The organism is Arthrobacter sp. AL12 (assembly GCF_029960645.1).
Taxonomy (GTDB): domain Bacteria; phylum Actinomycetota; class Actinomycetes; order Actinomycetales; family Micrococcaceae; genus Arthrobacter.
Map to the genome: position 1 here is coordinate 19,079 of NZ_JASBQY010000022.1, position 12,875 is coordinate 31,953.

Below are 12,875 nucleotides of genomic sequence, written 5' to 3' on the forward strand. Positions count from 1 at the left end.
TCAACCCCCACCGCAAACGGCCCAAATCGTGGGCCTACATAGGGCTTCTGCTCCTCGCTCTCGTGACGGTCGTCGTCGTCGTTCTGGCCCTGACACCCCGCTAGCAGCAGTGCCGCCAAGCCCGGCACATCAACCGCGTAGCCCGCTGAGCACCCACGTGGCCCGACCAAGAAACCCGGGTAGCGGGTACGCGTGTGAAAAGCGTTTCCGCTTCATACGCTCAGGCTAAGTCCGGAACTGCCCGGGATCTCATGCCGGGTTCGGGCGGCTGCCACCGCACCTTGACGTGTTTGCAGTCACCTTGAAGTCTTGAGCTCGGCTCAAGTCCAGGCCCGGTGGGCGCTGGTCATGAAGCGGGCTGATGCAGATGGTTCCGAACAAGTACGGTCTCCCGGGCAACCGCAGGACGACACACGCCTTCAAATCACTGATCACCGCGGGGCCTTTGCTGCTCGCCTGCGTTCTGGCGGCCTCCCTTGCGCTTCAACCGCCTGCAGGCGTTTCTCCGGCAACCAGCCCGAGCACTGCGCCACCGGGGACGTCGTCGCCGGGGACGTCGTCGCCGGGGACGTCGTCGCCGGCGGCGCAGGAGCCACCGTCCGAGCCCCCGGCTGTTCAAGTTGTAGCTTCTGAGCCTCCACCGGCGGCTCCCCTGGAGACGGGCGTCGGTGTAGCTTCTGAGCCTCCGCCGGCAGCTCCACCGGAGGCGCCCGGAGCCGATGCAGATTCCAACCAGTACCTCGTCGTTGCCGGAGACACGGTCGGTGCCATCGCGTCACGCTTCGGCATCAACGTCTACGACATGCTGGCAGCCAACGGGCTGGGCGTCTACACCCTTATCTACCCGGGCCAAACACTGAAGCTGTCAGGTCCCCCCGTTCCCGGGGTTGCCCCTGCGCCGACTCCAGCAGCCCCGGCGCTGACAGCGCCTGTCGCTCCCGTTGTGCGCACCATCTTCGTGGCGGGCGCGGGCGGCCAGGCCATGGTGGACCGGTGCATCGGCCCCATCCACTTCACGCCCACGGATGCCTATTCGCTGTTCATCACCGAACACGACTTCTGCGGAGGATGGGCGCGATTCTCGGGGGTCGGCGTCGGCGAAACCGTGGTCATCGCCGGCTACGGCACTTACACCGCAACCGGCCGCGGTCAGGTTGCCCAGGGGGCTACAACCGACGCCGTCTCTGCCGTCTTTGGGGGCTTCCCCCGGGCGATCCTGCAGACCTGCATTCCCGGCACGAACCGGATGCTGCTGATAGCGCTGAACTAGCCGGATCGATAAGTGCGGAGGCTTGCTTGTCCGCGTGCCCATGCGTCTGCGCCTAGAATTGCGGTTGAACTAATTCAAACGAGCACCGCAGCGGTATGCGCTGTGAGTCCCAGGGGGGACCAACATGCCCGATCCGGTGGACAACAACACAGCCAATGCTGCCGCGGAGGCAGAACAGCCCGAACTCCGGCGCCGGCGTGACCGCCGCCGCGGCGATGACTCCGACCCCCGGACAGGAACCATGCCTACCATCACGCCCGACGATGTCGACAGCCCGCCGGCGCGGACAGTACGCAGCGGCTCCTGGGCCGAGGCAGCAGCCGCGGCCGACGCACCTGCAGCGCCTAGCCGTGCTCCGCAGGACAGTTCTCCCATCACGTCGGTTCCACTGGATGCATCTACCGACAACTCGGGCGTGCTTTCTCCCTCGAGGGCGGCGGTGCCCGCCGCGCCCGACACCGCACCGTCCGTGCCGCCAATGCCGGTCCGGTCCAGCCGGTCCGGCAGCCGCGCAGCAGCCCTCGCCGCCCCCGCCCCGGATTTCATCAGCTCGCCCGGGCTCTTTGTCCGCGAGCAGAAGCCCCGCCCCGTCGGCGGTTTCCGCGGCGCCCTCTACAACATGACCGGCGGCGGGCTGAACCTGGGTCCGAGCGCCCGGCAGCGCGAAGAGGACGAACTGGCCCGGCGGATCTCCCGCCAGCTGCAGGGCAGCTACAACACCGCCGTGCTGAGCCTCAAGGGCGGCATCGGCAAGACCTCCACGACGGTGGGCGTCGGCCTGACCCTGGCGGAGTACCGCGGCGACCCGCCCTGTGCGATCGATGCGAACCCGGACTCCGGCGACCTCGTGGAGCGCGCCCTCGGCGAGGGCATCTATCAGCAGCAGAGCCCCCGCACCATCACGGACCTGCTCAGGAACGTCGACTCCATCGATTCGCTCACCGCCCTGGCCCGGTACATGCACCACGCCGGCCGGCTGCACCTGATCGCCGGCGAACAGGACCCCGAGGTCTCGGACTCGCTGACTGCCGAGGAATACCTGCGGATCCGCAAGCTCATCTCCGGCTATTACTCGGTGGCCCTGACCGACTGCGGGACCGGGGTCACGCACAACGCCATGAGCGGCATCCTGCAGTCCGCGGACAACCTCATCATCGCTGCGGGATACGCCGTCAGCGGCGCCAAGCGGGCCCGGAGTACCCTGCACTGGCTGGCCAGCCACGGTTACGAGGAGCTCGCCCGCAACGCGATCGTGGTCATCACGGACAAGGACGAGGTCTCCTCGCGGGTGGACAAGGACGCAATTGAGGACCACCTCTCCGGCATCTGCCGCCAGCTCATTGCTGTGCCGCACGACCGGGGTGTGGCGGACGGCGACCTGGTCACCCTGGACGTGCTCCGCCCGGAGACCCGTCGTGCCTACAAGGAAATAGCCGCTGCAATCGTGGACGGCTACGCCTAAACGGATCGCTAGCCCCGGCGTGAATCCCTGATCTTCCGGGCTGCTCCTGGAAGACCAGCAAGTCCGCGGTGCCAGCGCGAAACGTGGGCTCCAAGCAGCCCCGCGACAGAGTCGTCAATATCCGGGTCGCGCTGCCGCAAATACTGCCGTGAAGGAAATATCCCTCGAGCGAAGACCCGCGGCTTGGATCGCCAGGGACTTTCCATCAGTGCGATCAGTAAGGCAGTTCCGGGAACATGCGCGGACGTCCGGTAACGCCACTCGGCGCTAACTTCCTCATCCCTGGTTGGCAGACCGTCTGCGCCCAATTCTTCCAAGAGGGGCTGCAATGCGGATGTCGCTTTCAGCTCCACGCTGAGCTCCACGATGTCCCGGTGTAGGGTGGTATCCACCCGCTGAAGCAGCCCTGTGTACTCGCGCTGATGACGGGGATCGTCCATGGCCCGAAGGCTGTGCAGTGCCTGGAAAATTACAGCTGCGGGGACGGAAGGTACGGCAATGTTCCTTGCCGCCATGACTAAGTATTGCCGGTCGCGCCAGAGAGTGTCGAAGGCAATGTCGGGTGGGGCCTCCATCCCGGGGAACCTGCTGTGCACGTCGATGTCGCAGTTCCATTGTGGATGGTAAAGAGTGCGGGAGTGTAAGTACTGGCTAACAATTGCAAAGCCGGTTGGTCTTTCCTGCCAGCCTCTTCCGTGCAGGAGATTTAGCATTCTTTCGAGCTGTTCCGGACGGATCAGGACATCTACGTCCGCCGAGACATGGTTTTCGCGCAGCCCCATCAGGGTGGCGCCGGGGCCTTTGATGAACAGCACCGGGAGTCCGGCTGATGCTGCTACGAAGTCTACGAGGGCGGTGGCCAGGAGGACGGCTTCATTCTGGTGCAAAGTCTCTGCGACGTCCATTAACTTGCAGCTTCGCTGTCACGGGAAGCCAGCGCGATCATTCCGCTGCTGCTCAAATCATGGATCAACCCCATCACATCCCCGTGGATCACCCCGGCATCAGTGCCGTAGTCACGGGCAAGCTTTTCGATGAGCTCCGTCTCGGTCCTGATCCCATCCAAAGCGTTCCAGACGGACGCAGCCGTTCCCACGAGGAGGACCGGCACATCCTGCTCGAGGTGCAGCACGGCGACGCGGCCGCCGTCGGAACTGCGGACACAGGCAACGTTGGCACTGACGCGCCACACCTTTTCCGTCATGAGACCTCCCCCGACAACTAGAGACGCCGCACAGCATCACGCGGGGCCCGGAAAACTTCATGCTACCGCGCGGCAGGCAAGTTGTTTCGCGGCGGGGACCGACTTAGATTTAGGCATGACCAACAACGCCGGGGATGAAGCCGCCCTGCAACTGCAGGACCTCCTGATGGGAACTGAAAACGTCGAGGACTTCCTCGGCCAGCTCGCGGAATTCTCGGCGGCCACGCTCAGCTCCGCCGCCGGGGCCGAGATCGAATGCGGCGTGACGCTGCAGCGCCGGCGGAAGACCATGACCGTGGCGGGTAGCAGTCCCCGGGCCGTCATCCTGGACCGAATCGAGCAAAGCCTCGGCGAGGGCCCGTGTATCGAGGCCCTGCGGACACGCTCCGTGGTCCTGCTGGCCGACGTTCACACCGATCCGCGCTGGCCGGCCTACCAGCAGCAGCTCGCGGCCCAGAGCGTCCGCAGCACCCTGGGTGTGCCGCTGGCAATCGGCCCGGATGCGACCGCCGCCCTGAACTTCTTCGGCGCCGAGACCGATATGTTCACCGAGGAAATCATTGCCGAAGCCTCCGGATTTGCCGACCTCGCGGAACGTTCCCTCCGCCTGGCTGTCCGGATCGGCACGGCGCAGTCCCGGGCCGAGGACCTTCAGGCCGCCATGGAGCACCGCACCTCGATCGACCTGGCCTGCGGCGTCATCATGGCGCAGAACCGTTGCTCCCAGGAGGAAGCCATGGGCATCCTCACCAAGGTCTCCAGCAACCGGAACCAGAAGCTCCGCGACGTCGCCGCCGACGTGCTCCGGAACCTCACCGGCGGGGAAGTCCGCACGCACTTCGAGGCCTGAGTGCCCGGTCGGCGTCTAACGCCTCCCGCTGACGGGGTCTAGTGCAGAGTTGTGCGCCCGATGGCTTGTCCCGGGGCCACTTTAGACAGCAGGGTACGAGCGGCCATTTGGGCCATCTTCCGTGTCGCGGGTGACAGGTAGGAGCCCTCGCGCTGAATCAGCGCGATTGTGTCGTACAGAGGTTCCGCAAAGGGGACGGCGTGGATATTTCTCGGAAAGCCCGGCCCGCTCACGATCGCCTGCGGCACGAACGCACCAGCCGCCCCGGTGGCTACCAACCCCAGGGCGGTATCGACATGTTCCACCTCGATGGCCGCTTCGATTTTCAGCCCCTTGAGGCGGGCACGCTCCAAAATCTGCCGGCGGGTGGGGTCATGCCAGCCAGCGAACGCGTCGTAGAGCACAAGCTTTGACCCGGCAAGTTCCTCGATTGTCATGGGGCCCCGCGAAGGATCCCGGGTAGCGGACACGAAAAAGACCTCGTCCCGAAAAAGCGGCCTGACCTGAAGACCAGCTTCCGCCACCGGCAGCACAATCAGTCCGGCCTCAATTTCACCGGACGCCACTGACTCGGCCACGGTCACGGAGTTCAATCCCACCAGGCGCACCTTGACCTGGGGATACCGGCGGTGGAAGCGCTGCACCAGGTCGGCAAGGTCGTAGTGGGCTCCGTAGCGCAGAACGCCGAAGGTGCAGACGCCGCCTTCCAGCGACGACATGGACTTCAACGCTTCCACGCCGTTGTTGAACGAGTTAACGGACTGCAGTGCATGCACGTGCAGCTCAACAGCCGCCGTGGTGGGAATGAGCCGCCGCCCGCCGCGGGTGAAAAGGCTGTGCTTCAGTTCGTGTTCGAGCCGGCTGATGAGTTCAGAGACGGAGGCCTGGCTCGTTTCCAACTTTCGTGCCGCGGCCGTGAATGAACCGAGCTCGTAGGCCGCCAGGAAGGCGCGGAGTTGTGCGAGCGTCATCGTTTCTCCTAGAGATCAGAGGCCCCCTATGCACAGGGTAACCCTATATCTCACACTTGCTTAGGTCCCGTTGTGCGATGAGTCGGCGACCAGTAACCATTGGTCCATGCACCTCACCGAACGTGACATGGCTCACATCCCGGGAAAAGTCCTCACCCTGAAAAGCCCCGCCATTGAGGAAGTCCCGGCCCAGCGCCTTCCCGCAGTTGTGGCGGCGGTGTCCGCAATGCTCGGTGAGATCGAGACCAACGGAATGGACGCCGTCGTCAAGTACGCCCAGGAGCTGGACGGCTGGCAGGGCGGGAGCCTGGAGATCAGCCAGAAGGAACTGGCAAAGACCGGCGAAACCCTCTCCCCGGAACTGCGGGAGGCATTGATGGCCAGTGCCGAGCGGACCAGGCTGTTCGCCGTCGAGCAGCGCGAACACCTCACTGATTTCGAAGTTGAACTCATCCCGGGCGTCTTTACGGGACAAAAGTATGTTCCCGTGGCACGCGTCGGAGCTTATCTTCCATCCGGCCGTTTTCCGATTCTTGCCAGCGCTTTCATGACGGTGGGGGTCGCCAAGACCGCGGGCGTCCGCAACGTCCTGGCCTGCACTCCGCCAACCGGTTCGGGCGGTGGCAACCCCGCCGTGCTGTACGCCGCGTACCTGTCCGGCGTTGACAGGGCGTTCGCCCTCGGCGGGGTGCAGGCGATGGCCGCCATGGCCTTCGGGCTGCTGGGGGAGCAGCCGGCCGACATCCTGGTCGGGGCAGGAAACGCCTACGTCACAGAGGCCAAACGGCAACTCTTTGGACGTGCCGGCATAGACCTTCTGGCTGGCCCGTCCGAGGTCGCCGTGATCGCCGACGAATCCGCCGACGCCGAACTCGTGGCCGCTGATCTCCTCGGCCAGGCCGAGCACGGCCCGCAGTCGCCGGCGTCCCTGGTAACCACCTCCCGCGAGCTGGGGGAAGAGGTCATCCGGCACATCAACAAGCAGCTGCGGACGCTGGCCACCCGGGACATCGCCGGCCCGGCCTGGCGGGACTACGGCACCGTCTACGTTGCGGAGGACCGCGAAACGGCGGTACGGATCATGGACTTGCTGGCCCCGGAACATTTGGAAATCCAGACTTCGGACGACTCCTACTTCCACGAGAATTTGCAGAACTACGGCTCCATCTTCCTGGGACCGTGGTCAACGGTGGCCTACTCCGACAAGGGCTCCTCCGGCACGAACCATGTGCTGCCCACCGGAGGGGGCGCCCGCTCATCGGCGGGGCTCTCCGTCTCCCGGTTCCTCAAACCGCTCACCTTCCAGCGCGTCGAAAAGAGTGCAACTCCGCGTCTGGCGAATTACGTCTCCACGATCTCCGAGACCGAAGGAATGGCCGCCCATAAGGCCACCGCCACCCTGCGGCTCGACCGCTTCAACCGATAGAAATCCATCCCTAGAAAAGGCACCTCATGTTGAAAACAAGAATCCTCCGCAAGCGTTTCGCTGCATTGGTGCCCATGGGCGTTGCCGTGGCCCTCGCCATGACAGCCTGTGGCTCAGGGGGCGGCGGCACCGGCACCGGTGGCGGAGAGCAAAAGACGATCACCATCGCAACTTCCAACGATGCCCCCTTCTCCTTTACCGACCAGGCCACCGGCGAGCTCAAGGGCATCGACGGGGAGATGATTAACGCCATCGCCGAGGCGAAGGGCTGGAAGGTCAAGGTCTTCACCTCCGAGTTCGCGACCCTGATCGCGGCGCTCAACGCCAAGAAGGCGGACGCGATCGTGGATGCCATGTACATCACCGATGACCGGAAGAAGCAGATCAACTTCACCGACCCCTGGTACACCGAAGGCGAAGCGATGGTGGTTCCGGCGGATTCAACGCTGGCATCGCGCGACGACGTAAAAGGCAAGGTTCTCGGCGCGCAGACCGGCACGGTGTTCAAGGATCTCGTCGACAGCCTTGGCGGCAGCGAGGTCAAGCTGTTCGACTCCCAGGCCGCCCTGCTCGCGGCCGTGGAAAACAAGCAGGTTGATGCGGTCTTCACCGACAGCGCCGTGATCGGCTACAGCCTGGTCCAAAAGCCGAACCCCAAGCTGAAGCTCGTCTCACCCTACGAGCCTTTCTACCCGGGCATCATTGGAGCCGGCGTGCGCAAGGACGATACGCAGCTGCTGCAGGACCTGAACTCCGGGCTGGCGGACCTGAAGAAGACACCCAAGTACCTCGAGATCCTGAAGAAGTACGGGCTCGGCGAAGCCAACATGGCTGAATAGGTTCCAGATTCCTGCGGGGCCGGCAGGCCGCGCGACCGCACTGCCTGCCGGCCCCGCCCGACCCTCACTTAGGGATTCTCAGTGGACTTTATCCAAAACACCCTGGCCGTGTTCCCGGCGCTCCTGCAGGCCGTACCCGTCGTCGTCCAACTGGCGCTCGGCGCCATGGCAATTGCCCTCGTGTTGGGGCTGCTGGTTGCGCTGGCGCGCATCTCCTCGATCAAAATCCTCCGGGGCATCGCCACGTTATATCTGGAGGTCATCCGCGGCACTCCGCTGCTGGTGCAGCTGGTCTACATCTTCTTCGTGCTCCCCAGCATCGGTATCAGCATCGAACCTGTCCCGGCCGGCATCCTGGGCCTGGGCCTGAACTACGCCGCCTACCTGTCCGAGGTCTTCCGCTCCGCAATCCTCTCCGTGGAGCACGGCCAGACCGAAGCCGCGTTGTCCCTGGGCTACACGCCCAGCAAGACCCTGTGGAAGGTGGTTATTCCCCAGTCCTTCGTGGTTTCCATGGGGCCGATCGGCAACTACTTCATCGCCATGATCAAGGACACGGCACTGACTTCCGTGATTGCCGTGACCGAGATCCTGAAGACTGCCAACATCCTCAACAGCCAGACATTCCAGACCACCGCGATCTATACCGCAGCGGCTATTCTCTATCTGATCATCAGCCTCCCACTCTCGCGCGTTGTGGTTGTGCTTGAACGAAAGGCACGGGCCAGTGGCTGACGAGACCATTATTGACGTCCGCGACGTACACAAAACCTTCGTCTCCGACACGAAGCCGACCCTGGGGCAGAGGCTTACCGGCAAGCCGCACGTGCAGAAGAGGGTGGAAGTGCTCAAAGGCGTGGACCTGGTGGTCCACCGCGGCGAAACCATTGCCATCCTGGGCTCCAGTGGGTCCGGCAAAAGCACCCTGCTGCGCTGCATCAACAAGCTGGAGACCATCGATGCCGGGCGCATCTACGTCAACGGCCACCTGATCGGCTACGAGGAACGCGACGGGGAACTGATCGCTGAGAAAGCGTCCGTCACTGCCCAGAAACGGACCGATATTGGCTTCGTCTTCCAGCACTTCAATCTGTTCCTGAACAAGACGGCGCTGGGGAACGTTATGGCGCCGCTGCGCGACGTCAAGAAGCTGTCCGCGGCCGAAGCCAGGGATGTCGCCTTGCCCAACCTCGAAATGGTGGGGCTGGGGGACAAAATCGACAATTACCCCAGCAAGCTCTCCGGAGGCCAGAAACAGCGGGTGGCCATCGCCAGGGCGCTGGCCATGAACCCCAGTGTCATGCTCTTCGATGAGCCGACGTCGGCATTGGATCCGGAGCTTGTGGGCGAGGTCCTCGCGGTCATCAAGAAAATTGCCCAGCAGGGAACCACCATGGTGATCGTGACCCACGAGATGCAGTTCGCCCGGGACATCGCAGACCGCATCGTCGTCATGGACCAGGGGGTGATTGTGGAAGAGGGGCCGCCCAGCCGGATTTTCACTGCACCGCAGCATCCGAAGACGCGGGCGCTGCTGAGCCGCTCGGGTATCCTGCCGGCGTAGATGTCCTGATTGGCGGGCGCTTAGAGGCCTGAGCGCCCGGGCGCCCCACCCGCCCTAGGATGAAGGGGATGAGCACCACACAGACCGCGCCGTTCAGCCTCCGCAGCATCGCCGTCCCCGCGTTCGGGCCGGCGCTGCTGTTCAGCATCGGCGAGGGCGCCATCCTGCCCGTGGTGGCATTGTCCGCCCGCGGCCTCGGCGCCTCGGTGGCCGTCGCCGCGCTGGTGGTCACGCTGATCGGCCTGGGCTCCTGGTTCTTCAACCTGCCCGCCTCGCTCATCACCCTGAAGTTCGGCGAACGCTGGGCGATCGTGGGCGCCGCGGCCGCCAGCGCCGTCGCCCTCGCCGCCGCAGCCCTGGCCCCCCTGCTGCCCAACGGGCTCTGGCTGCTCGCCGCCGCGATGCTCGTGGTCGGCATGGCCGCGAGCGTCTTTAGCCTGGCCCGGCAGAAGTACCTGACCGAGGCGGTGCCGGTGATCCTCCGGGCCCGGGCCCTGTCCACGCTCGGCGGCGTCAACCGGATCGGCATCTTCATCGGACCCTTCATCGGCGCCGCCGTGATGCAGTTCGCCGGCATCACCGGCGCCTACTGGGTGGGCGTCGTCGCCATGGCGGCCGCCGCAGCCCTGTCGGTGACCATCCCTGACCTCGTGGCCAAGCCCGCCCCGGACGACGGCGTCCCGGTCCCGCAGGCGACGCTGCGCAGCGTCGCCGTCTCCCACGCCGGGGTGTTCCTGTCCGTGGGGATGGGGGTGCTGTTGCTCAGTGCGCTGCGCGCGTCCCGGCAGGTGGTGATCCCGCTCTGGGCCGAGCACCTCGGGATGGATGCGACGCAGGCCTCGCTGATCTACGGGCTCTCCGGGGCCATCGACATGCTGGTGTTCTACCCGGCCGGCAAGCTGATGGACCGCAAGGGCCGGCAGTGGGTGGCCATCCCCTCGACCCTGATCATGGGCACGGCCATGCTGCTGATCCCGCTCAGCACCGGCTTCGTGGGGCTGCTGCTCGCGGCGCTGCTGATCGGCTTCGGCAACGGCATCAGCTCGGGCCTGAACATGACCCTGGGCGCCGACTTCTCGCCCGACAACGGCCGGGGCCAGTTCCTGGGCATCTGGCGGTTCATGGCCGACGCCGGGGCCACCGGCGGCCCGGTGCTGCTCTCCGCCGTGACCGCCGTGGCCTCCCTCGGGGCGGGCGTGGCCGCCACCGGCGTGCTCGGCTTCGCCGCCGCCCTCGTCTTCGCCATCACCATCCCGCGGCTGAAGCACCGGCGCAACTACTGAGGGGTCCGGTACCCGCCGTCCGATCCGCCTCACGACGCACGCCGCGTCCCGGTCCACGCCCCCGATCAGGCCCGGAGTGAGCGCGTACTGGAAGGGCGTGCCGTCGCAGGTGCCGCTGGCGGAACTGCCGCCGTCGAAATCCCCGCAATCGAAATCCCCGCAGTCGAAACGTTGGGTGGCCGCTCAGGCAGATCCCGGCAGGACAGAAAACTGCTCTCTGGCGCTGTGCAGCGTGGCGGCGTAGATTCCGGCCATGGCAAAGGACCCTGTTGAGACGAATCCGGAGCATTACCGGGTGGTATTTGAGAACGATCGGGTGCGTGTGCTCGAGTACACGGACAGCCCCGGTCACATGACGACGGAGCACCATCATCCCGACAGTGTGATGATCACAGCCAGCGCCTTCCGGCGCCGGCTTTCCTCAAACGGGAAGACCGTTGAGGTGGAGTTGCCGACAGGCGTGGCCCGGTGGATGCCGGAGCAGGACCATTCCGGAGAGAATATCGGAGAGACGGACACCCACACGTTTTTTGTTGAGCTTAAGGAAGACGCTCCCGGTTCGTCCCGCGAACCCGTTGTTCATTTGGGGCCCGACGAACCCTAGAACACGCCGCCCGAGCGTTCGATTGCCGCGGCGAAGACCGGCAGCGCCCGCTGGAGCATGTCCTCGGAAGCGGTGAGGGAGATCCGGAAATAGCCCGGCGTCTCGAACAGGGTGCCCGGCAGCACAAACACGTCCTGGTCCGCGAGGGCGGCGGTGAACTGCTCGTCGTCGTCGGCCGGGGTGCGGACGAACAGGTAGAACGCCCCCTCCGGCCGTGTCACCTGGTACCCCATGCCGGTCAGCGCCTCCACCATCAGGTCGCGTTTGCGCTGCAGCTGCCCGACGTCGATCGAGAACTGCTCCAGCCGCGGCAGCGCATACTGCAGCAGGGCGTTGGGGTAGATCCAGCCCAGCGCCATCTGCAGGGCGCTGATCGCCTCCCGCAGCGGGCCGCGGTCCGGCATGGTGGGCGGCAGCGCCAGGTAGCCGATCCGCTGCCCGGGCGCGAGATGGGTCTTGCCGTACGAGTAGGCCAGAAGCGTGTACGGATAGTATTCCGCGGGGCTGTGGAACCGGGCGCCGTCGTACACGATCCGGTTGTACGGCTCGTCGGAGAGCAGGTAGACCCGCCGCCCGTTGCTGCGCGAGGCACCCTCCAGCATGGCCGCCAGGTCCTTCAGCAGTGCGGGCGGGTAGATCCGGCCGGTCGGATTGTTGGGCGTGTTGACGATCACCACCCGGGTCCGCGGGGTGATGGCCGCCCCCAGTGCCGCCAGGTCGACGTCGAACGTCTCCGCGTCGCAGCGGATCTTGACCGGCACCAGCCCGGCCTCGAGCACCAGCGGCTCGTAGAAGAACCACGGCGGGAGGGTGAAGATGACCTCGTCGCCGGGGTCGGCGACGGCCTTCAGCGCCAGCGGAATCGCGGTGAAGCCGCCCGTGGTGAGGTGGATGTCCGCCGGCTCGAAGGGCATCCCGAGCAGGCGCTGCAGGGACGCCGCCGCCGCGGCCTGCGCCTCCGGTTCGTTGGTCTTGTAGGCGAACCAGCGCTCGTTCCGGGGCGTCAGCGCGTCCGCGAGGGCCTCGACGTAGGCGGCCTGGGGCATCTGGTGCGGGTTGCCCAGGGCGAGGTCGCAGATCCCCGGCACGTGCTGGCGCCGGGCGTAGACGGAGTCGCGGAGGAAGGTGTTGATCCGCTGCTGCGACGGGACGAACGCGAGGGTGGCGGCGCGCCGTGAAACGTTCGATGAAGCGCTCCGTGAAACCGGAGAATCAGTGCTCATGACAGTCCCTCGAGACGTGGCGGCGTGGCGTTCTGGACGGATGGGCCAACGCGCTGCTGGGCCAGTGGCTGGGCGGGACTAATTCTGGCCCCCGGCGGGCCGGATGTAAACGGGGTTTGGGTTGGCGTGATTTGTGCGCGGCCCTCAGGTAGCGACCGCTGAATCCGAGAAGGTCCGGG

The 12,875-nt window shown here is 65.5% G+C and carries 13 protein-coding genes; 9 read left to right on the forward strand and 4 right to left on the reverse strand.

Annotated features, from left to right (window positions below; genetic code table 11):
* Window positions 1-367 precede the first annotated feature (367 nt).
* Window positions 368-1,270, forward strand: a complete 903-nt coding sequence (locus QK291_RS19085) for a LysM peptidoglycan-binding domain-containing protein (protein WP_348994596.1) — start codon at window positions 368-370, stop codon at window positions 1,268-1,270.
* Between the two features lie 415 nt (window positions 1,271-1,685).
* Window positions 1,686-2,732 (forward strand): MinD/ParA family protein, encoded by a 1,047-nt coding sequence (locus QK291_RS17555; protein WP_282384061.1) that lies wholly within the window; start codon window positions 1,686-1,688, stop codon window positions 2,730-2,732.
* An 8-nt stretch (window positions 2,733-2,740) separates the two neighbouring features.
* On the opposite strand, the gene QK291_RS17560 is transcribed toward QK291_RS17555, so the two are convergent.
* On the reverse strand, window positions 2,741-3,637 hold the full coding sequence (locus tag QK291_RS17560; protein WP_282384063.1) for a nucleotidyltransferase family protein: 897 nt from the start codon (window positions 3,635-3,637) through the stop codon (window positions 2,741-2,743).
* Window positions 3,637-3,936, reverse strand: a complete 300-nt coding sequence (locus tag QK291_RS17565; RefSeq protein WP_282384065.1) for a PqqD family protein — start codon at window positions 3,934-3,936, stop codon at window positions 3,637-3,639. Before QK291_RS17565 ends, QK291_RS17560 begins: the two co-directional genes overlap by 1 nt.
* A 115-nt stretch (window positions 3,937-4,051) precedes the next feature.
* Here QK291_RS17565 and QK291_RS17570 point away from each other — a divergent pair, with 115 nt between their 5' ends.
* Window positions 4,052-4,786, forward strand: a complete 735-nt coding sequence (locus QK291_RS17570; RefSeq protein WP_282384066.1) for a GAF and ANTAR domain-containing protein — start codon at window positions 4,052-4,054, stop codon at window positions 4,784-4,786.
* Between the two features lie 38 nt (window positions 4,787-4,824).
* Here the strand turns inward: QK291_RS17570 and QK291_RS17575 are convergent, their stop codons facing one another.
* Window positions 4,825-5,757: a LysR family transcriptional regulator gene (locus QK291_RS17575; RefSeq protein ID WP_282384068.1), complete on the reverse strand. Its 933-nt coding sequence runs from the start codon at window positions 5,755-5,757 to the stop codon at window positions 4,825-4,827.
* 106 nt (window positions 5,758-5,863) lie between these two features.
* On the opposite strand from QK291_RS17575, the gene hisD reads away from it, so the two are divergent.
* The 6 genes from hisD (at window position 5,864) to QK291_RS17605 (ending at window position 11,473) form a co-directional block, all read left to right on the forward strand.
* The gene (hisD, locus tag QK291_RS17580; protein WP_282384069.1) at window positions 5,864-7,183 is read left to right on the forward strand and encodes a histidinol dehydrogenase; all 1,320 of its coding nucleotides are present in this window, start codon (window positions 5,864-5,866) and stop codon (window positions 7,181-7,183) included.
* A 26-nt stretch (window positions 7,184-7,209) separates the two neighbouring features.
* Window positions 7,210-8,022, forward strand: coding sequence for an ABC transporter substrate-binding protein (locus QK291_RS17585; RefSeq protein ID WP_282384070.1), 813 nt, complete (start codon window positions 7,210-7,212; stop codon window positions 8,020-8,022).
* A gap of 81 nt (window positions 8,023-8,103) precedes the next feature.
* Complete coding sequence (locus QK291_RS17590; protein WP_282384071.1) at window positions 8,104-8,757, forward strand: amino acid ABC transporter permease; 654 nt, start codon at window positions 8,104-8,106, stop codon at window positions 8,755-8,757.
* Window positions 8,750-9,586, forward strand: coding sequence for an amino acid ABC transporter ATP-binding protein (locus QK291_RS17595; RefSeq protein ID WP_282384072.1), 837 nt, complete (start codon window positions 8,750-8,752; stop codon window positions 9,584-9,586). Before QK291_RS17590 ends, QK291_RS17595 begins: the two co-directional genes overlap by 8 nt.
* Before the next feature lie 68 nt (window positions 9,587-9,654).
* Window positions 9,655-10,869, forward strand: a complete 1,215-nt coding sequence (locus QK291_RS17600; protein WP_282384073.1) for an MFS transporter — start codon at window positions 9,655-9,657, stop codon at window positions 10,867-10,869.
* A 253-nt stretch (window positions 10,870-11,122) separates the two neighbouring features.
* Window positions 11,123-11,473 (forward strand): cytoplasmic protein, encoded by a 351-nt coding sequence (locus QK291_RS17605; protein WP_282384075.1) that lies wholly within the window; start codon window positions 11,123-11,125, stop codon window positions 11,471-11,473.
* Here the strand turns inward: QK291_RS17605 and QK291_RS17610 are convergent.
* On the reverse strand, window positions 11,470-12,696 hold the full coding sequence (locus tag QK291_RS17610) for an aminotransferase class I/II-fold pyridoxal phosphate-dependent enzyme (protein ID WP_282384076.1): 1,227 nt from the start codon (window positions 12,694-12,696) through the stop codon (window positions 11,470-11,472). The genes QK291_RS17605 and QK291_RS17610 overlap by 4 nt on opposite strands.
* Between the last annotated feature and the right edge of the window lie 179 nt (window positions 12,697-12,875).